Source organism: Desulfosporosinus fructosivorans, assembly GCF_004766045.1.
GTDB lineage: Bacteria > Bacillota > Desulfitobacteriia > Desulfitobacteriales > Desulfitobacteriaceae > Desulfosporosinus > Desulfosporosinus fructosivorans.
The window spans coordinates 20,776-40,999 of sequence record NZ_SPQQ01000017.1 but is presented as its reverse complement, the minus strand read 5'-3'; the positions used below and the strand labels follow the sequence as shown (position 1 = coordinate 40,999).

Below are 20,224 nucleotides of genomic sequence, written 5' to 3'. Positions count from 1 at the left end.
TGAGGGATTTATTTGAACAAGAGATATAAGCTCTGGGAAGTCGGAAGGCAGCTCACCGCAACAGCGCAGGGGAAACTAAAGGCCGATTTAGTCATTAAAAACGGCACGCTTGTCAATGTGTTTACTGGAGAAATTCTGCCCAACACAGATGTTGCCGTAAAATTCGGGCGTATTGCGTTGGTTGGCGATGCAGCGATGACTGTTGGCGAAACAACGGTTATTGTCGACGCACAAGGGATGTATCTGGTACCTGGGTTTATTGACGGGCACCTGCATGTAGAAAGCAGCCTGATGACTGTGGGAGAGTATGCGAAAGCGACGATTCCCCATGGAACTTCTTCAATCTTTATGGACCCCCATGAGATTGTCAATGTCGCTGGCCTGGACGGCATGGCTGCCATGATGGAAGACGGGGCGACAACACCGCTACGCGTTTTCACAACCATACCCTCTTGTGTGCCTGCATCGCCTGGCCTTGAAAACACAGGCAGTACCATAACGTCAGAGGATATCCAAAACACGCTGAACTGGGAAGGTGTCGAGGGACTTGGCGAAATGATGGATTATACCGGCATTTTGAGCGGTAACCCGCAAACCTGCGAAAAAGTGGAGAAAACCCTTGAGGCGGGCAAGACGGTAACCGGCCATTTTCCCCTGATGGATACGGGTGCCGCGTTAAATGCTTATATTGCGGCAGGAATTAGCTGCTGCCATGAATCGACCAGTGCACGTGAAGCTCTCGCCAAAATGCGGCTCGGCATGTATGCCATGATCAGGAAGGGGTCTGCCTGGAATGACCTGCCCGAAGTAATAAAAGCAATTACGGAGCAGACGATTGATACCCGGCTTGCTATGCTCGTTTCCGATGATTCACATGCCGACACCCTTTTGAATTGTGGGCACATGGATTATATCATTCGCCTCGCAGTTTCCATGGGTGTAAGGCCGGTGACGGCGATCCAGATGACAACCCTCAACGCTGCTTGTTGCTTCGGCATGGAACGCGATATCGGGTCGATTTCACCGGGGCGTTTTGCTGACATCAACATATTGAGCGACTTAGCTCAGGTTAGGGTTGAAAAAGTGATCATCAACGGGGAGCTTGTAGCGGAAAAAGGTAGGCTCACAGTGCCTATCGGAAGCTATGTATACCCAGAGCAGCTCAGAGCTTCGATGAAAATAACCCGAAAGATTTTGCCGAGTGACTTTATTGTAAAAGCACCTCTTGGCACGGAGACGGCAAAGGTAAGGGTGATCGGCGTTCATGACTCCAATGTGCTGACGACGGAAATGGTCGAATCCCTGCCAGTTAAAAATGGAGAAGTTAAGCTTGATGCAAAAAAAGACATCTGCAAGGTTGCGGTCATTAACAGGCACACGCCGGAAGGCGGAATGAGTGTTGGTTTTGTCCATGGCTTTGGTCTAAAAAAGGGCGCGGTCGCGTCAACCTATGCCCATGATGCCCACAATCTGGTTGTGTTAGGGATGAGTGATGCCGAAATGGCCTTTGCGGCGAATAAAGTCGTTGAATCTGACGGCGGCATGGTGGCGGTAGAGGGTGAAAAGGTTCTGTCACTGTTGAAAATGCCGATAGCTGGGCTGATGAGCGATTTATCGGCGCAGGAGGTTGCCGATGCGCTTGGTGAGCTTTCTAATGCGTGGGTAGCTCTGGGCTCGTCGCTTGCTTCACCCTTTATGACGATGTCGCTTCTTTCGCTGGTTGTGATTCCCGAAATCAGAATAACGGACAAAGGCCTTGTCAACGTTTATAATAACGGCTTTACAACGCTTTTTGCTGAATAAAAATATAGTTAAGCAGAGAGGGCCTTCAAATTGAAGGCCCTCTCTGCTTAAGCGTGTAATCGACTGACACGTTACGCCACATATCCCCTTAGAATACACAAAAATAGTTATATTTAATCCGAGTGACACTTCACATCGATAAGAGGGAGTGTTGCCCTTTACTCTGTTCGATGTTCATAGCTTGTGAAATTGAAAACAAGAATACATAATACATAGGTAATCTGGGCTTACACTTTGTAGAATTTTTATTTATACTTAATATCAGATTCATTACGCCATCTCTGGGCTAGTACTAATTAACATCAAAGTCACAGGCCAAGATGCGCGCTTCTAAACTGAAAGGGCGTTGCTAAGCTCAAACGCCCTCTTTTGGCATGGCTACAGGGACACTCGACCATCCTTGGTCAGCGCATTGGGGAAGGTATACCCTTTTTTATTTGGGAGGAATTAATAGTTATGGAAATGAAGATGCCAATGAAGATGCCAATGGTACTAGATATCATCAGCGACAATATTATTAAGCACGGTAATCCGCTGGCCTTAAAAGGGTCAGAGGCTGCTGCTTGGGCTAAAGGACTTAACTTGCCAGTTAAAGGGGAATTTCTTTTTTATACAGGTGGAGAATATCAGATGCTCCCCTTTATCGATTCGCTGGTAAAAACGATAACCCTTATGGATCAAGGTAGTAAAGTTTTTTCCATGATGATGGGAGTACGTAACATAATAGAAAAGGCTGGCATCAATGCAGAAAAAATCTATGCTTCGGTCCTGGCTAAGGACAAGGACAGATACAACTCGGTATGCTTTAAGGCTGCGAAAGTGCTCCAAGGGCTAGGGTATGAGTTCTGTTATGCGGGCAATGAAGAATTGTACAGTGGTGCCTTGCTTTATGAACTAGGCTATTTAGACGATATGCAGGAGTACGTCCAAAAAGTAGTCGAAGTGGTCAAGAAGAGCGGGGCCAAAACCATAGTCTGTCTCTCTCCGCATGCTGCAGAAGTCTTTAAGTTTGTCTATCCAAAAATGGTTAAGGATTTTGATTTCGAAATTGTTACTTTTGTTGAGTTAGTTTGGCAACGTCGGGATAAGTTGGCCAAGATTCCTTTTACGGGATCGGTCGTAATTCACGATTCATGTCGCTTAGCTCGAGAGTTAGGCATTCACCAAGAATTAAGAGATATTCTGGAGTGCGTCGGAGTAGAAGTGAAGGAAGCTCCTCGTAACCGGGAATGGACGACCTGTTGTGGCGGCCCAATTAAAATCCTGTTTCCCGAGTTATCCCACGTCATAGGAGCACGCCGTGTGAATGAGTTGAAGGCCAGCGGATCTGAGCATATTCTGACATCCTGTCCGTATTGTTTGTCAGCCTTGGAGGGCGGCCGAGCTAAAGGTGATTCGGCAATTATCGAAGATTTAATCGAATTTTTATATAGGGGGGTTGTAGCATGACAGTCGATTTAAGGAAGGACTTTGTCGAATATGCTAAGTCCCTCAATAATGCCTGCGCAGACACTAACATTCAAAAAGCTCTCACTCGTTCAGTAGACGCATACAGGAACACAGTAGCCGAAACGATGGAACGTTTTCCGCACACTCCAGCATTAGCTGAAGAAGTTCGGGAACTCAAATGCCAGTCTATGGCTAATCTAGACAAATTGCTGGAGACTGCGATGGCTTCCGTAGAGCGTAACAAAGGGAAGGCTTTTTACGCAAAGGACCATCAGGCTGCCTTGGAAATTGCCCTCGGTATAATCGGTACTAATAAAACGATTGTTAAAGGGAAAAGCATGCTAGGAGAAGAGCTTCATCTACGTGAGTATCTCGAGGAAAAAGGTAATGAAGTCTGGGAAACAGATTTGGGTGAGTTTATCCTTCAACTGCGCAAGGAACGTCCTATGCACATTCTCTCGCCCTCGATTCATGTACCGCGTGAACAAGTAGCTGAGGTTTTTAGCAAGTTCTTTAACAAAGAGGTTCCGCCTGACATTGCTGAGGAAGTAAAGGTAGTAAGAGAGTTCATGCGCGAGAAGTACTTTACTGCGGATATCGGTATTAGCGGAGCCAACGTAGTGGCTGCTGACACAGGTGCTATGGTAATAATTGAAAACGAAGGAAATGTGCGCTTGGCTACTGGTGCTCCCCCAGTCCATATCGTGATCGTAGGGGTTGAAAAATTAGTGCCAACGTTCCAGGATGCTATGAAAGTTGCCGAGGTTACTTGGCGATATGCTCAGTATGGTATACCTGGCTATGTCAATATTGTCAGCGGTCCAAGCAAAACGGGCGACATCGAAAAGGTGACGACTTATGGTGCCCATGGCCCTAAAGAATTCTATGTAATCTTCGTTGACAGTGGTCGAAGTGAGATGGCCAAACAAGAGAAGTTCAGCGAAGCTTTGAATTGTTTGCGCTGCGGCGGATGCATGTATGAGTGTCCAGTCTTTCAAGTAACAGCAGGACATTTCGGGCATATCTACATGGGCGGTATAGGCACGATCTGGACAGCATTTGTATCAGGAGGTATGGAAAAGGCAGCCCCGATGGCCTATTCCTGCCTGCGTTGTGGCAGATGTGTCGAAAGGTGCCCGATGAGCATTAATGTACCCGCTATGGTCGGAGAGCTACGCAAACGTTCAATTTATGGGGAATAGTTAAACTGACGTTCATCAAATGAGTTGGTACAAATAGCACAAAATAGCACAAAAGCTGCTTAAATAACTTGAATTGAATTGAATTAAATTGAATTAAATTAAAATTTAATTAAAATTTGTTTTGATTATCTATGTATCCAAAAGATAATACTTGATCGTAGACCTCCTAAGCGGGGGTCTTTTCTCTTTCCCAACAATTGTTTAGTAAGAACAATTGTTGGGAAAGAGAAAAGCGCAGGTTTATATCAGACCTTACGGCAATAAAACTTGATAGAAAGTTTTTAAAATTGACTGAAAAGGGGGTGTCTATAATAAAGCCGCCTGAATATAAACAGGCGGCTTTCTGGCTAATTGTTAAGATGTTAACTGATTAGAGTTCCGAGTGCTCAAGGATAATATGATCATTTTACATAATTTACAACATCCATGTTTCTGCTAACTGGAGTTTGAGAAGGATCAGCATCATAACCAACTATTAGGCATGCAACGCAACGGTATCCTTGAGGAATACCTAGTGCCTGTTGTACAGTTTTGCCAGCTTCGCTTTCGATAAATCTAGTTGGAGAGACAACATAACGTGAGCCAAGCCCCAAGGACGTAGCGGCCAATGACATATTTTCCACAGCTGCAGCGCAGTCTTGATCAGCAAACGGAGCATTCTCTATCGGCGCTGAAGTAATAATAAGTGACGGCGCACCGTATAAAGCGTTATACTCCGTTGGAGCACCCATTAGAATACGCACACCATTGTCTATTTGTTGAAGCAATTCTTTGTTTTGTACAATCGTAAAATGTCTGGTTTGGAGATTCCTAGCGGTTGGGCCAGCAATACCAGCTGATATTATGATTTCCATGTCACTTTCACAAATCTGTTGACTAGTATAGCTCATTGTTCCTTTTCTTTTTAAAATGACTTCGATAGTCTGGTTCAATATAATCAACTCCTAACTCGTTATTAGACTTCAATAACAATTATATCCATGCGATCTTACAATACAAGGGCAATGAAACATTTGGTATTGTGGGCCTGTGATTTTTACCATTTAACATTTTTTATCGGGCGAGGTTTAACCAGTTTTGCCCTTTTAGGGTTTGTTCGGTATTGGTCTTTGTGGATACTTTCTTTCATTTGGGTTTCAGAGTGCATTTCGGTACTAGCACTAAAATGCTTGGCAGTGAATTCGTATTGTTTCATGGCGATTATTTTGGTCCGAAACCACTCGGTGTGCAAGTGCTCGTCCACAAAATTATGTTGAAGAATTTTGATCAACTCTTTATCGCCGTAATTATCTTTGTGCAGTTTCTCAATTAAGTCATTATAATCCTTCATGGCTTTTTGTTCTATCATAATATCAATCGCTAACGTATCTTCTAAACCTGTCATGGATATAAGTTCCCCAGCTACTTTACCGATAATGGGTGAGATAATATCACCCAAAACTGTAGGTTTGCCACCGAGGTCTTTTATTTTCTCCCCGATTTTATCCACATGATTTTGTTCTATGTTTGCGCAACGCTCAAGGACAATGCTGCTATATCTACCTTTAAAGGCTTTGCTTTGAGCGTAGTAAAAGTCTACTTGATTCAACTCTAAAGTGTAAAACCAATTGAGTTTAGAAATGAGTGTGTCCATATCCATTGGGCTTGGCCCCCATTCATATCTTTGTTTCTAAAGAGATTATTACCCGAAAATTTAGAAGCAATACACTTTAGAACCACAGCCCACTAAAAAAGGAAAATCCTTACCTTTGTAGAGGCAGGATTCCAAGTAGTTTGCGGGCTTCAAGGGGAGTAGCGACTGAACGATCCAAGGTCTGAGCTAGGTTTACCAATCGGCTGACGAAGGGAGCATTTCCTTCCGCAAGAACCCCTTTTCGGTAATAAATGTTGTCTTCAAAACCCGTTCGTACATGTCCTCCGAGAATAATGCCGAGTGTATTCATGCTCAACTGATGCCTACCAATCCCGGAAATAGTCCAGGTTGAAGCGGAAGGGATCAAATCGAGGAGAAAAAGCAAATTTTTAGCAGTGGCTGGTAACCCTCCAGGAACGCCTAGGACAAAATTGAAGTGAAGGGGGGCGTGAAGCAAGCCTTGTTTCAATAAGGTCAACGCATTTTGAATCATTCCACCTTCAAAGATCTCAATTTCTGGTTTAACGTGATGGACTTGGCAGGCACGGGCAAACTCCCGAATCATTGGTAGAGGATTACTAAAAACATTATCCCCGAAGTTAACACTCCCAGTACTGAGGGAAGCCATCTCAGGAGCCAAGGTTACGGGGGCAACCCGTTCTTCTGCGCTCATTCCAACGGCTCCCCCAGTGGATACCTGAATAATAAGATCGGTTTCGGTCTGAATGTGCGAAATTACCTCAGCAAAGAGTGCTTTATCTTGGGACGGGTTTCCAAATCGATCACGCATATGTAAATGAACAATGGAGGCACCAGCAACGCGTACTTTAACTGCTTCATCGGCTATTTCACGAGGGGAAAGGGGTAGGTAAGGGGTTTGTTGGCGCGTGACTTCTGCGCCGACAAGGGCGGCGGTAATAATTAATTTTTCCATAAGTCCCTCCGATGGCATCAGCTTACAATATCAGAGAATGGTTTCAATATGAAGAGTGTTTAAAAGCCACGAATGCTGTGGGGATTCGAAACGTTGCTTAGCAATTGGCACCATGCAGGTTCCGCTAGCGCGACAGACAAGTATAGGTATTTCTAGGATTTCAGCGGCCGAATCGCTCCTGAGGAGAGGGGAGATAACTTTTTTTGCTTCAAAGCGCATTTGGCGCGATGTATTGCCATAGTGCGTAATAACACCAGTTGCTTCTATATAGTCTCCGGCTTTGACCGGGGCAAGAAACTCGATATTGTCATAGGCCACAAAGAGACCTTCATCTCCATCGGAGTGGATGAGTAATTCAGTGGCCACATCTCCAAAAAGTTTGAGCATATAGGCTCCGTCAACTAAACCACCGCCGTAGTGGGCATCCCCAGCACTGATGCGCAAACGAAGTTTACTTTCATACATAGATGTCACTCCTTACTTAAATTAGTCTGAGCTAGTACTCTATCAAGAACAAAGCTGGCCACATCTTCAGCATAAGTGCCTGGTCCATAACCTGCATCGTATCCTAATTCTTTGGCTAATTCGTAATTAATCCTTGGTCCTCCAGCAACGAGGACAAAACGCTTTCGTAGTCCTACTAACTCGACGAGTTCGAGCATCCGAGTGAGATTCTGGAGATGGAGGGATCTTTGGGTGACCACTTGAGAGATTAAGATCGCATCTGCAGAGACTTCGAGAGCTTTAGCCAGCAATTCTTCACAAGGGACTTGTGCCCCCAGATTATAGGCATCGATCTCAATATAACTCTCCAAACCTTTATGAGAGTTATACCCTTTCATATTCATAATGGCATCGATACCAACCGTATGGGCGTCGCTCTCGATGCAGGCACCTACGACGACCAGTTTCCGACCGAGTAAAGTACGAATGCGGTTTTCAATTTCGGGTTTTTCTAGATGTTCATGAGAAAACTTAGGAACTTCAATCTCTGTGAAGTCTACACTGACCAGAGAACTCACATAAAGGACGAAGAAGCTAAAGCCTTCCCCTAGATCCTGAGCGTGTACAACTTTCGGTTCTTGAAAGCCACATTGCAACGCAAAGCGTCGAGCGGCCTCCTGCGCTTCCTCTCCAAAAGGCACAGGTAGGGTAAAGGATAGTTGCACGATGCCATCATCAAAAGTATCCCCATAGGGATGAACTTGTTTAAGATCAACAGTAGGCAAGAAGATCCCCACCTTTATTGTAGTTCGTGGCTCGATGTTCGTGGCGTAAGAAGTTTAAGGAAAGGATTCAAGTACTGAGGATTTTTTTCAAAAACACCGTCGAGTCCTCGCCCGCCTAACGGTTTTCGGGAAATATCCGCAAACATGCCTTGCTCAAGGGCCATAAACAGGCCGATCTTTTGAATCTCTTCCAACATGCCGACCGCCTTTTGAAGGGTGGCTTGAGCACGTCGTTGTACTAAGCCGTTTTCAGTAAAAGAAATTTCTTCCTGGAGATGCCGCATGGTCTTGAAAACTAGTTTAGCGGATTCCAGACTGAGAAATCGGTCTTGCATGAGGGGGGTGTGGATTCCTTCCGTGAGCATCCCTAGCAGGTGGATGCTTTGACCAGTTAATACAGAGGCTACATTGAAGAGTGTATCCTGAACATGTCCGCGAAAGATGTCCCCAGTTATATATTTGGTAGGAGGCATGTATTTAATTGGTGAGCGGGGAAATATTTCCCGAATTAGCTGAGCTTGGGCAATTTCATAGAGAAAGGCGTCTGGGACGTCAGGGTTGATTTCCATGGCGTGGCCTAAACCTTGTTGTTCTTCTGGAAGACCAGAGAGAAAAGCAAATTGTTCGTTGAGGAAGTTAGACGCTAGGACAGTGTGCGCTGCTTCAATCGCATCGGCGGTGGTCAGATAATTATCCTCACCAGTGTTGATAATGATCCCAGCAAACCCATTAATTAATCTGGAAAAATATTGATCGATGAACGTGCGTTGCATGTTGATGTCTCGAAAGATGATGCCATACATGGAATCATTGAGCATCATATCGAGTCGTTCTAGGGCGCCCATAGCTGCGATTTCTGGCATGCAAAGTCCGGAACAATAATTTGTAAGCAAAATATAGTGGCCGAGTTCTTGCCCAACTTCGTCGAGTGCTTCGCGCATAATTCGAAAATTTTCTTGGGTAGCAAATGTGCCGCCAAAACCTTCGGTCGTTGGCCCATAGGGTACATAGTCGAGCAGACTTTGACCGGTTGAGCGAATTACAGCTACGATATCGGCCCCTTGTCGGGCAGCTACCCGCGCTTGCAAGATATCTTCATATATATTACCAGTGGCGACTATGGCATAGAGAAAAGGTTCGCTCCTTTCACTAAATTTAGTGATCAAGTCCGCGCGTCTTAGACGTTGTTGACGAATGGTTCTTATCGAAGGTAGAGCAAGGTTGGAGGCTTTCTTACCAATGCTATCCTCAGGAAAATCGGGAAGACTCTCAAAAGACAGTTCCGATCGAGCCAATCGTTCAGCTAGGGCTTGTGGTTCCGCTTGGTAGTGAAGGCAAGCTTTGGCCAACATGCGTGCGGCCCCACCTTCCAGAAGGCGTAGTTTCTTAAGGTGATCGACAACAACGTTTGGTAAGGGAATTCCCTCCGGGTCGATACCTTTTACACCAAGCAATCGAAGAACCGTGCGTTCAACACTGTCCGTACTGTGGGAGACGATAAATGGAGAGATTTGGTCAACGACGTCTTTAGCTAGAGTTCTTGCTTTTATAATAAGATTGTGATCTAGGTTAAGTTTGTTGAGCAGGTATGGGCGAGTCATGTGGAATCACCTTCCATTAGGCATAAGTCCTCTCATAAATTTTTCGAAGGCGGGGGTTTTCTCGTAAAATAGCTAAAGCGATCTCTGCATGTCCCTCGGTATAACCGTTTCCTATCAGCATGGTCACATCTTTACCTACCCCTTCCGCTCCTAGGGCTGCTGCTGTAAACGATGTGGCCATGCTAAAGAAATAAACAATTCCTTTATCCTTCGTGGCGAGGATGCTTGCCAGTTCGGTTTGTGGGATGTTGACCATATTTAAGGTGAGATCCGCCAATTTACCGTCGGTCAAGCCTTTGATTTGGTGCAACACCCAGAGCGCGTCACAGGCATCCCCTTGAAGCGGGATGACTGGAAGACCAGATTCCTTCATCCGCGCAACCCCAGCCTCAGAATGACTAATACCAATCACCTTGCCAGTGACTCCCACACGTTTGCACGCTTCGTGAAGGCATAAGAGCCCAGATTTACCGCCCCCTCCGATGACGACGACCGTATCTCCAGGTTTGACGATCTTAGCCGTTTGGGCTGGAGCACCAGCGACATCAAGTACGGCTAAAGCAAGTTTTTGGGGCATGTCTTCTGGAAGTTTCGCATAAATGCCGCTCTCAAATAAGATCGCTTCACCGCGAATCTCCACTTGATCAACATGCTTGTGTACAGCAATGATTTCAGTGATATGAAGAGGGGTTAGGGATAAAGAGACAAGGATGGCGATCCGATCGCCCACGTTTAGGGGACGGCTTTGTAAAGCGGATCCAATAGTTTTGATTTTTCCGATCAGCATACCACCGGACCCGGTCACTGGATTATGTTGTTTTCCACGCTGGATAACGGTTTCTAAGATGATTTGAGCAATCTTTGCTGGGTCTTCTTCGGCTTGGGTATTGATTTGGCTAAACGAAGCGGAATCAATGTTTAATACCTCGACCTCGATCAAGATTTCGTTATCATAAAGGGTAGAAAAATCGTTGTTTATGAATTTTGCAGGTTGAGGGAACACCCCTAAAGGTCCAAGGACACGATGCGTTCCGTATGGACAGCCTAAAGCCAACTATAAAAACTCCCTTCGCTATATAATAATACTGAATTCGTTCAGATCCACCTTAACATCAAGACTTTGTGCGGGATTACCACTCTCCCTAAATAGGGATGGTTGTCTCAAAAATGGAGGACAAGTCCGCGGATTACTTGGCATGGCGGTGGCGACGGTCGAGGTTTTCCGGTTCTAGTGAAAGTTTCTGATGGTTAAACAGCTTCAGTACGCCGACCCCAGTGTCGTTTTCTTGACAATACTCGCAAACACATACTTCTTGTAATATATTTGGCTCATCATAAACAGTTATGACTCCTTCATAGTTGCGAAGTACGACTTTATTAGGACCCATGGAGATGAGGTATTGGGGACTGACTGGAATTTTACCGCCCCCTCCGGGAGCATCGACGACATAGGTGGGAACAGCATATCCACTCGTATGGCCACGTAAGTTTTCTATTACCTCGATCCCTTTAGAGACAGACGTCCGGAAATGTTCGATGCCGGTAGAAAGATCGCATTGATAGAGGTAGTAGGGGCGGACTCGGTTTTTAACTAATTCATGCACGAGTTTCTTCATAATGTTTGGACAGTCATTGACCCCTCTCAGAAGGACGGACTGATTCCCAAGTGGAATGCCACCATCGGCAAGACGAGCAAGGGCAACTCGTGATTCGGGCGTTATTTCCTTGGGATGATTAAAATGAGTATTGACCCAAATGGGATGGTGTTTGCGCAGCACTTGTACAAGACTATCTGTGATCCTCATGGGAAGGACGACCGGCGTTCGGGTTCCGATACGAATGATTTCCACATGAGGAATAGCCCGTAAGTTAGAGAGCATATAGTCCAAACGCTCATCTGAAAACGTAAAGGGATCCCCTCCGGAAATCAAAACGTCTCGCACTTTTGGAGTTGCCCGTATGTAGTCAAGGGCCTGATTGAAATGTTCTAAAGGCAGAGCCTGATCCGTTTGACCTGCCAAGCGGCGCCGAGTACAGTGGCGGCAATACATGGAACACTGATCGGTTACCAGCAGTAAGACTCGATCTGGATAACGGTGCGTCAGGCCTGGAACCGGAGAATCGGTGTCTTCATGTAAAGGGTCAAATAGGTCATATTCGCCAACATGAAGTTCAAGAGAGGTGGGAACAGCTTGTTGGCGAACTGGACAATGAAGATCATTAGGGTTGATCAGTGAGGCGTAATAAGGGGTGACAGCCATGCGAAGGGTTTCTAGGCAATGAGCAATGCCTGCTTCTTCTCCTACGGTCAACGGTATGACCTCTTTCAGCTCATCAACTGTCGTGATCCGGTGCGAAATTTGCCAGTGCCAATCATTCCATTGATCAGCTGGAATATTGGCCCATTTTAAGAGGGGGTTACGTTTATGCATTCGGGCACGGATACCTCCTATACGTGTGTTGTTATATGATATCTTATTGCGAATGGCTCAGAACATTACCTGAATTGATACTTCTATTAGTAGGGGACCACAATCATGCTGCGATCGGCTTATATAAAATTAGATTTTGTCTATGAAGAGACAATCACTCGGGATTTTCCAACCGACGGTAAATTTTATGGCTCCACTACTCACAGGGGAATGAGATTAACTAAAACTAAGAAGTACAAAAACTAAGACGGAAAAGAAAAGATTGGAAAAATTAGAAATTAAGGATAAAATGTAAGAATCAGACCGCGATGGATCTACCTTTGGAGGTGAATTTAATGGAGTATATGCTTAGTGCGTATGCATATCATAGAATTATTACTGATATAAATGATATGCCAGTAGACTATGAATTTCTAGAAATTAATTCTGCCTACGAACTTATGACGGGATTAAAGCAAGGGGATATTATAGGTAGGAGAATTATGGAGATTGATCCAGGTATTATTAATGACGATGTCAATTGGCTTGAGTTTTATGGTAATGTGGCACTAACTGGTCAGCCCGGGGTCATTGAACATTATTCCCAACCCTCTAACCAATGGTTTCTTGTTCATACAAATTCAACTAGAAAAGGGTATTTCTCAGCGCATTTTATTGATGTCACAACGTTAAAACAAAAAGAATTTGAGTTAGTAAAAAAGAACAACCTGCTAGTTACAGCTTATGAGCAAGTCGTTACTGCGGAGAATAAATTAAAAAAAGAATTTGAAGATGTTCAAAACAACAAAGAATTAACACAGGATAGATATAGGGAAATTGTAGAAAACTCAAACGATATTATCTATAGTTGTGGCTTAGATGGGACTATCACCTCAGTCAACAAAAGTTTTTGCACCTTAGCGGCAAAAACAGCTAAAGAGATCATAGGAGCGAATATTTCCCAATTTCTGAAGCTTGAAGAGACTAACATGGCTTGGAATACCATTTTGCTGAAAGGCATTATTACTAATACAGGCGTTACAGAGCATGGTTTTACGATGCAGGATGGAAGTGTAAGACACTATCAGATAACCCTTTTTCCCATCTTCGATGTTCATAGAAAGATCATTGAGGTTATTGGCATAAATCATGATATTACAACTTCAAAACACAATGAACAAAAGATAATGCTCTTAGCTTATCGTGATTCCCTGACAAATTTGCCCAACAAAAATTTATTTTTAGATCGCTTGAACACGTCTATTTCCACATACAAAAGAACCGCTTCGAAAGCAGCGGTAATCTTGGTAGATTTGGATGATTTTAAAAAAATTAATAGTTCCTTAGGGTATAAGGTTGGAGATGCGATTTTAGTAGAGGCTGCAAAAAAACTTGTTTCTTGTATGCGAGATTACGATACTGTCGCCCGAGTAGGGGAAGATAATTTTTTGCTCTTATTCCAAGATATTAAACATAATAACGAATTATTTCCGATCATTAATAGATTGAAAAAAGTCTTAGGAGATCCTTATAACGTTCACGGTAAGCCAATGAACATAACGGCTAGTCTTGGAATATCAGTATTTCCTGATGATGGTGTTGATTCTGAAGCTATCTTAATGAATGCCGATAAAGCGATGTACAAGGCAAAAGAACTTGGCAAGAATGGTTATTACTTTTTTAACAATGACATCAAAGAAGGGCTCGAACGAAAAATTAAGCTCGAGACTATGCTTAACAATGCTATCAGTAATCAGGAATTTGAATTACACTACCAGCCCCAATACGAAGCTAGGACAAGAAGGCTACGCGGCTTTGAAGCCTTAATTCGCTGGAACAATCCAGAAGTGGGGTTGGTAATGCCAATGGAGTTTATCCCATTTGCCGAAGAAACAGGTCTGATTGTCCCTATTGGGAGTTGGGTCCTCAATACGGCCTGCAAATTATGTCACAAGTTAAATAAGGCTTATGGATTAAATCTAAATATGTCCGTGAATATTTCGCCGATACAGATTAAACAACAAGATTTTTATGAAGTAATCTCACAGGTACTTGAACATTCAGGGATTGAACCCTCTAATCTTGAGTTGGAAGTTCCAGAAAGCGCCTTTAATGGAATAGACAATGTGCTCAGTGTCTTGAAAGTCTTGAAAGATGATGGGATTAGGATTACGCTTACTGATTTTGGGACTGGAAAACTCTCAATTAGTGACTTAAAAAAACTGCCTATTAACATGGTCAAGTTAGATAAAGAATTCATTCACGAAATAGATCAGCCTAGACCTCAAGATGCTTTGGCAGAATCGATAATTTCTCTGGTGCATAAGCTTAATATTGAATTGATAGCTGGTGGAGTTGAAACTAAAAAGCAATTTGACTACCTTATCAAGGGAAATTGTGATAATATTCAAGGATATTTCTTTGAAGAACCGGTGCCCGAAAAAATGTTGGAAGGTATCATTACCAAGGGGATTTTAGAAAATGAAGCGTTAACTAGGGTGATTCAAAAAGCAGGACTAACCTATGAAGGCTTTGTAAAACAAGAAATGCTAAGAATCGGAAGGTCGTGTGATACAAAACTTTAATACCAGAGCCCAAAAGTAAGGGGCACGATGCATCGTGCCCCTTACTTTTGGCTCATTATATAATCTCTTTTATTATTAGTCATGTCATCCGATCGTGAGACTCCCGCTTGGTGTGTGCAATAGTAACCCTAAGGCGGTTAGGTAGCTAGGCAACTTACTTATTAAATATTTGTTATTTATTTATTACGAGATGGGGAGCAGTTGGTTCAAGTAGACCAGAAGCCTGAAGCTGCTGATTGTTCCTAAGTGCAAAGACGACGGTCTTTCTCATGATTTTCTCGTTCAAAGAAGAAGGAGCGAGCAGTTGCATTCTCTTCAAGTAGAGGTGAGCTGATTTTGGGACCGGCCTAAATAATTCCAGCAATAACCCTTTTGCCATTTTAAGACGATTTGCCTTCGCCAGTGCATTTAAGGACTTCAAAGCTCCAGCCAGTACAACCTCTTCTTCCATTAAATCTGTACCAAACGGGAATTGCTTGAAAAGACCTTGAGCTTGATAGGGCTTCAGTAGGGTAGATATTTTTTGGGGTAGATTATTTCTATACTCTTCAGGAATTTCATAATCCAGAGGAATCTTGCCTGCTTTTTTTGCTTGATCGAGGAGTTGCTTTTGAAATCTAGAATCAGAAATATTGATCATCCGAGCGATGACTTCCTTTTCCGGTCGGCTACGAATGTCTGCAATTCCATACTCGGTCACCACGATATCCTTAAAATGTTTGGGTATTGAACAATGCGCATAGCTAAAGACGATGTTGGATTTGAGGCTTTTGCCCGACCCTTTTGTACTTTTAATCATGATAATAACCCTGGCATCCGGAAGAACATGACCCATCGCGACAAAGTTGTATTGGCCACCGATTCCACTAACCACTTGACCATTCGCAAGTTGATCTGAGGCGATGGAGCCTAGAACACTGGCCACCATGCCAGTATTTATAAAGCGGGCATCTTTTCTCTGTAGGGTCCTTAGTTCTTCACCACCATAAAGCTGGTTAACCTTTTCGACAGCACACATGACAAAGAGTTTTCTCTCTTCTTCGCTCATATCATTAAGAGCTTGGTAAAAGGCTTTCGGACCTAAAAAGAAGGCACCCTGGATTACATAACCCTTGAGAAGTTCCTTTCCAAGCAGCTTTCGAATCTCAAGTCTGTTTTTCTCATCATTTAAATCAGCCGAGTAGATGAGCTCTCCATCGATAATAGAATGATTTTCATAGCGAAGGCCCTTTTTGAGAATTCCATACTCAGTAAGAAAGGCAAAGTCTTTGGCCTTAAGGTTTGTATGGACCGCTTTCATTTCCAGTAGCTGGTCAATGATGTCCGTAGGGATGTTGTTAGCAGATAGTTTGCCGTTATTAATTAATTTCATCAGAGGGATGCTGTCAAAAACCTTCCGCTTTAGAATTTTGCTTTTATACATCTGCATAAAGGCATCGACAAACATCTCGGATGAGCCATATAGTCCCTCGCTGAAGACTCCAGTATCTCCCCACTCCGCAATGAGTTTTTTATAGCGTTTAGTTAAGCCGACCTTGTCCAAGACTTCCTGATAGATATCATTATGTTCATTGCGCATAATAAGTCCAGAAACAATAGCATCGCCAAGGGCACCAATTCCGACTTGGATTGTGCCACCGTCTTTAATCAAGGTACTGACATTGATGCCAATCATGTGATCGGACAGGGCAACGGCAGCTTGAGGAGGGCAAAATAGTTCATAGTTATATTGTGGCCCCTGCAGAATAATGTCATAGTTTTCAGCTTCTATAACAGCATCACCATACATAAAAGGCAATTTACTATTTGCTTCCCCAATAACAACAACCTTTTCGCCTCTGGCCTTCATGGCATTCATTTTTCGAATCGTTTCCAGACAGATATCTGGGTTGCAAGCCATGGAATATGTGGTTTTGCCATTGATCTCTTGGTAACCAATTAGTTCGCCGAAGACATTGGTTCCAAGTGCTAGAGCGTCACGAACGACATGAGTATAGTGTGAAGACAAATGATTTTGCTGAGGTGTTGGATTATTCAGGTAGCTGCCCGCTTTACCGAAAAACTCGAAGACTTCAATATTATTCGGAAGTTTTCCCTCTCTGAAATCAAGCATGTAGTCAAATTCTGGAACTTCCGCAAAAACTCTATCGGAAAGAGGTTGGATAAACCTTTTTTCTAGGTCAGAGTGGCCTTTTGGTTTTTCAAGGGAGAGAGCAGTAATAATCTTTAACGAGATTTCGGGATTTCCCTTGGCTCGTTTGTATAGTTCATTAATAAAGAGAACTGGTTTACCTAGACCAAGGGTCATAGAGAAGGTGATATCCTTCCCTACATATTCAATCACTTCATCAACACATTTTGCTACGTCGTTATAGATCCTTCCTGGCTTTTCATTCAACATACTAGTCGCCTGCCATTTCTTCGAAATTTTCTAACAACAGAGAGTGAAGTTGGAGGTATATTATTAAAAGCTTAGAATATTCAATTTATGAATGGCTATTCACTCATTAATTGAATATTATCACAAATGGGTAAATAATGTAATATAAAAACAATGAATTATTTAATTAATTTGGATTATTCAAGTACATAAAAAAATATAAATAGGGGTAGTAACTAAATCGCTTTCGATTTTGATACTACCCCTATATTGTGACTATCAGAAAAAGTGGAGATGTAGAGATTCTTCAGCTTGAGTGGAACGAGTTCACTAGAAGGGAGTTAGCTGCTGATAGGTTTGCTGTCTGAGGTAGGAATTTGAGGAAGTCGGGTATTAGAAAGACTTTGGTTATTTCTTAAGGCAAATATAACTAGCTTTCTCATGATTCTTTCTTTAATAGAAGACGGTTTTTCAAGGCTCAAGCGTTCCATGAAGGGATGGGCGGATTCTGGGACTGATCTAAGGAATTCCAAGAGTACTCCCGTTCCCAGTTTAAAACGACTTCCGTTCGAGAGCCTTTTTAAACCCTTTAACGCACCACCGAGGATGATTTCGATTTCAGTTAAATCCGTCCCGAATGGAAAAGCTTGAAAAACACCGTGAGTTTGATAGGGTTTCAGTAAGGCCGCGATTTTTTCAGGTAGATTATTTCTGTACTCCTCAGGAATTTCGTAATCAAGGGGTATTTTACCCGCCTTTTTCGCCTGAGCAAGTAGCTGAACTTGAAAGCGAGAATCAGCAATATTGATTATTTCGGCAATTACCTGTTTCTCGGGTTTGCTTCTAACATCGGCGATTCCGTACTCTGTAACAATGATGTCCCGCAGATGCTTAGGTATGGAGCAATGCCCGTAACTGAAGACTATGTTAGATTTAAGACTTTTGCCAGATCCTTTGGTGCTTTTAACCATCATAATAACCCTAGCATCTGGTAGGGCATGCCCCATCGCCACAAAGTTATATTGTCCACCGATACCACTGACAACGCGACCATCAGCGAGCTGGTCTGATGCAATGGACCCGAGTAAACTTACCACCATGCCCGTGTTGACAAAACGGGCATCTTTTCTTTGTAAGGTTCTCAGTTCTTCCCCTCCATAAAGCTGATTGACCTTTTCAACACCAGACATGCCGAAGAGCTTTCTTTCCTCTTCACTCATGTCATTCAGGGCTTGGTAGAAGGCTTTAGGACCAACAAAGAACGCGCCAAGGATAACTTGACCGCCTCTCAGCTCTTTTCCAAGCAACACTCGCATTTCGCTGAGGTTTTTTTCGTCATTCATATCTGTAGCATACTCAGTTCCACCGTCTCTAATCTTACCTAACTGATAGGTAAGACCATCTTTTAGAATCCCAAATTTCGTGAGAAACGAAAAGTCTTCTTCACTCAGTTTAGAATGGATGGCTTTCATCTCAATCAGTTGCTCAATGATGTCTGAAGGAATGCTTTCAGCCGTGAGACTTCCTTCATTGATAAGTTTCATGAGGGGGATACTGTCAAAGACTTTTCTTTTTAAGATTTTGCTTTTATACATCTGCATAAAGGCATCGACAAACATCTCTGATGAACCATAAAGTCCTTTCTGGAAAACTCCAGTCCCTCCCCACTCGTCGATTAATTTTTCGTATCGTGTCACAATGTTGGTTTTTTGGAGGATCTCCTGATATACATCATTATGTTCGTTGCGTAGGATAAGCCCTGAGACAATAGCGTCACCAAGGGCGCCAATGCCTACTTGGATAGTGCCACCATCTTTAATTAAGGTGCTGACATTGATACCAATCATATGATCGGAGAGTGCGACGGGGTCCTTAGGAGGGCAAAAAAGCTCATAATCATATTGTGGTCCTTGAAGGATAATGTCATAGGTATCCGCTTCCATAACGGCATCTCCGTACATAAAGGGCATATTTTTGTTCGCTTCCCCGATAATAGCGACCTTATCTCCTTGGGCTCTTTTCTCCTTAAGTACCCTAACAGCCTCTATACTAACATCTGTGTTACAACTCATAGAATACATTGTCTTGCCGTCGATTTCTTGGTAGCCAACAAGTTGGCCGAAGACGTTTGCACCCAAGGCCATAGCATCCCGAGAAGCATGGGTGTAGTTCGTCGCTAAGTGATTCTGTTGGGCTTCCGGGCTATTTAAATATCCACCTGCTTTACAGAAAAATTCTAAGACTTCCACGTTTTTAGATAGTTTTCCTGCTCGGAAATCGAGCATATAATCAAATTCTAGAACACCTTCGAAAACCCTGTCCGAGAGCGGTCCTAGGAAACGTTTTTCTAAGTCAGTATGGCCTTTTGGTTTCTCAAGAGCCAGGGCAGTAATAATTTTAAGCTTAATTTCAGGATCCTCTTTAGCTCGCCTGTAAAGTTCATTGATAAAGAGAATAGGTTTACCAAGGGCAAGGCTCATACAGTAGGTGATATCCTTTCCGACATACTGAATTACCTCATCAACGCACTTTTTCACATCGTCATAAATTATTCCTGGAGTATCATTCATGTTATAGTCGCCTACCATTTCATTAAAATTTTAAGTTATGAATAGGTCCAACTGATAAACTGTGAAGCTAATAATTAACGAATTTTGTGAATAGCCATTCATATAACTGAATCTTATCATATTTTCGATGATAATATAATAGAATAATCAAAATAAATTAATAAATTAAATATAGTGCTACTTATCAATTAACTTAGCAGCAGGAAAGTAGTACAATCATGAGTTTGACAATATTTCGTAATAACAAAAAGCAGCCCAAGAAGCGGGACTGCTTATTAAGTAATACCTATTACCTAATATATTGTGTAATCTCTGTGAACGGAGGCTATAACGATATATTCTTTCTAAATGAAGGAATATATTGGCTTGTGGAGAATTGAAATGAGATGGATTTTAGGACAAAGTGAATTCGTTAAATAAAGAGACT

14 protein-coding genes are annotated in these 20,224 nt (G+C 43.0%); 4 read left to right on the top strand and 10 right to left on the bottom strand.

What is annotated here, in order from left to right; genetic code table 11:
• Positions 1-12 precede the first annotated feature (12 nt).
• The 3 genes from ade (at position 13) to E4K67_RS26340 (ending at position 4,454) form a co-directional block, all read left to right on the top strand.
• Positions 13-1,803 carry an adenine deaminase gene (gene ade, locus E4K67_RS26350; protein ID WP_135552225.1) on the top strand — a complete coding sequence of 597 codons (1,791 nt, stop codon included), beginning with the start codon at positions 13-15 and terminating at the stop codon, positions 1,801-1,803.
• Positions 1,804-2,271: 468 nt separating this feature from the next.
• Complete coding sequence (locus E4K67_RS26345; RefSeq protein WP_135552271.1) at positions 2,272-3,252, top strand: (Fe-S)-binding protein; 981 nt, start codon at positions 2,272-2,274, stop codon at positions 3,250-3,252.
• Entirely contained in the window at positions 3,249-4,454 is a 1,206-nt protein-coding gene (locus E4K67_RS26340; protein WP_135552223.1) for an LUD domain-containing protein, read from the top strand. The genes E4K67_RS26345 and E4K67_RS26340 overlap by 4 nt, the downstream gene beginning before the upstream one ends.
• A gap of 401 nt (positions 4,455-4,855) precedes the next feature.
• On the opposite strand, the gene E4K67_RS26335 is transcribed toward E4K67_RS26340, so the two are convergent.
• The 8 genes from E4K67_RS26335 to kamA form a co-directional block, all read right to left on the bottom strand.
• Positions 4,856-5,386 carry a nitroreductase family protein gene (locus E4K67_RS26335; RefSeq protein WP_135552221.1) on the bottom strand — a complete coding sequence of 177 codons (531 nt, stop codon included), beginning with the start codon at positions 5,384-5,386 and terminating at the stop codon, positions 4,856-4,858.
• A gap of 104 nt (positions 5,387-5,490) precedes the next feature.
• Positions 5,491-6,093 carry a ferritin-like domain-containing protein gene (locus E4K67_RS26330; RefSeq protein ID WP_135552219.1) on the bottom strand — a complete coding sequence of 201 codons (603 nt, stop codon included), beginning with the start codon at positions 6,091-6,093 and terminating at the stop codon, positions 5,491-5,493.
• Between the two features lie 103 nt (positions 6,094-6,196).
• Positions 6,197-7,021: a 3-keto-5-aminohexanoate cleavage enzyme gene (gene kce, locus E4K67_RS26325; protein ID WP_135552217.1), complete on the bottom strand. Its 825-nt coding sequence runs from the start codon at positions 7,019-7,021 to the stop codon at positions 6,197-6,199.
• Positions 7,022-7,051: 30 nt separating this feature from the next.
• Positions 7,052-7,486 carry a 3-aminobutyryl-CoA ammonia lyase gene (gene kal / locus E4K67_RS26320; RefSeq protein WP_199242656.1) on the bottom strand — a complete coding sequence of 145 codons (435 nt, stop codon included), beginning with the start codon at positions 7,484-7,486 and terminating at the stop codon, positions 7,052-7,054.
• Positions 7,487-7,491: 5 nt separating this feature from the next.
• The gene (gene kamE / locus E4K67_RS26315) at positions 7,492-8,250 is read right to left on the bottom strand and encodes a lysine 5,6-aminomutase subunit beta (RefSeq protein WP_135552215.1); all 759 of its coding nucleotides are present in this window, start codon (positions 8,248-8,250) and stop codon (positions 7,492-7,494) included.
• Positions 8,251-8,264: 14 nt separating this feature from the next.
• The gene (gene kamD, locus E4K67_RS26310; protein ID WP_135552214.1) at positions 8,265-9,851 is read right to left on the bottom strand and encodes a lysine 5,6-aminomutase subunit alpha; all 1,587 of its coding nucleotides are present in this window, start codon (positions 9,849-9,851) and stop codon (positions 8,265-8,267) included.
• A 16-nt stretch (positions 9,852-9,867) separates the two neighbouring features.
• The gene (gene kdd, locus E4K67_RS26305) at positions 9,868-10,905 is read right to left on the bottom strand and encodes an L-erythro-3,5-diaminohexanoate dehydrogenase (RefSeq protein ID WP_135552212.1); all 1,038 of its coding nucleotides are present in this window, start codon (positions 10,903-10,905) and stop codon (positions 9,868-9,870) included.
• Between the two features lie 133 nt (positions 10,906-11,038).
• Positions 11,039-12,283, bottom strand: a complete 1,245-nt coding sequence (gene kamA / locus E4K67_RS26300) for a lysine 2,3-aminomutase (RefSeq protein WP_135552210.1) — start codon at positions 12,281-12,283, stop codon at positions 11,039-11,041.
• A 335-nt stretch (positions 12,284-12,618) separates the two neighbouring features.
• On the opposite strand from kamA, the gene E4K67_RS26295 reads away from it, so the two are divergent.
• On the top strand, positions 12,619-14,847 hold the full coding sequence (locus E4K67_RS26295; protein ID WP_158408583.1) for an EAL domain-containing protein: 2,229 nt from the start codon (positions 12,619-12,621) through the stop codon (positions 14,845-14,847).
• 172 nt (positions 14,848-15,019) lie between these two features.
• On the opposite strand, the gene E4K67_RS26290 is transcribed toward E4K67_RS26295, so the two are convergent.
• Together E4K67_RS26290 and E4K67_RS26285 are read right to left on the bottom strand one after the other, a co-directional pair.
• Entirely contained in the window at positions 15,020-17,248 is a 2,229-nt protein-coding gene (locus tag E4K67_RS26290) for an acetyl-CoA hydrolase/transferase C-terminal domain-containing protein (RefSeq protein WP_420841591.1), read from the bottom strand.
• A 320-nt stretch (positions 17,249-17,568) separates the two neighbouring features.
• Complete coding sequence (locus E4K67_RS26285; protein ID WP_135552207.1) at positions 17,569-19,797, bottom strand: acetyl-CoA hydrolase/transferase C-terminal domain-containing protein; 2,229 nt, start codon at positions 19,795-19,797, stop codon at positions 17,569-17,571.
• Positions 19,798-20,224 lie beyond the last annotated feature (427 nt).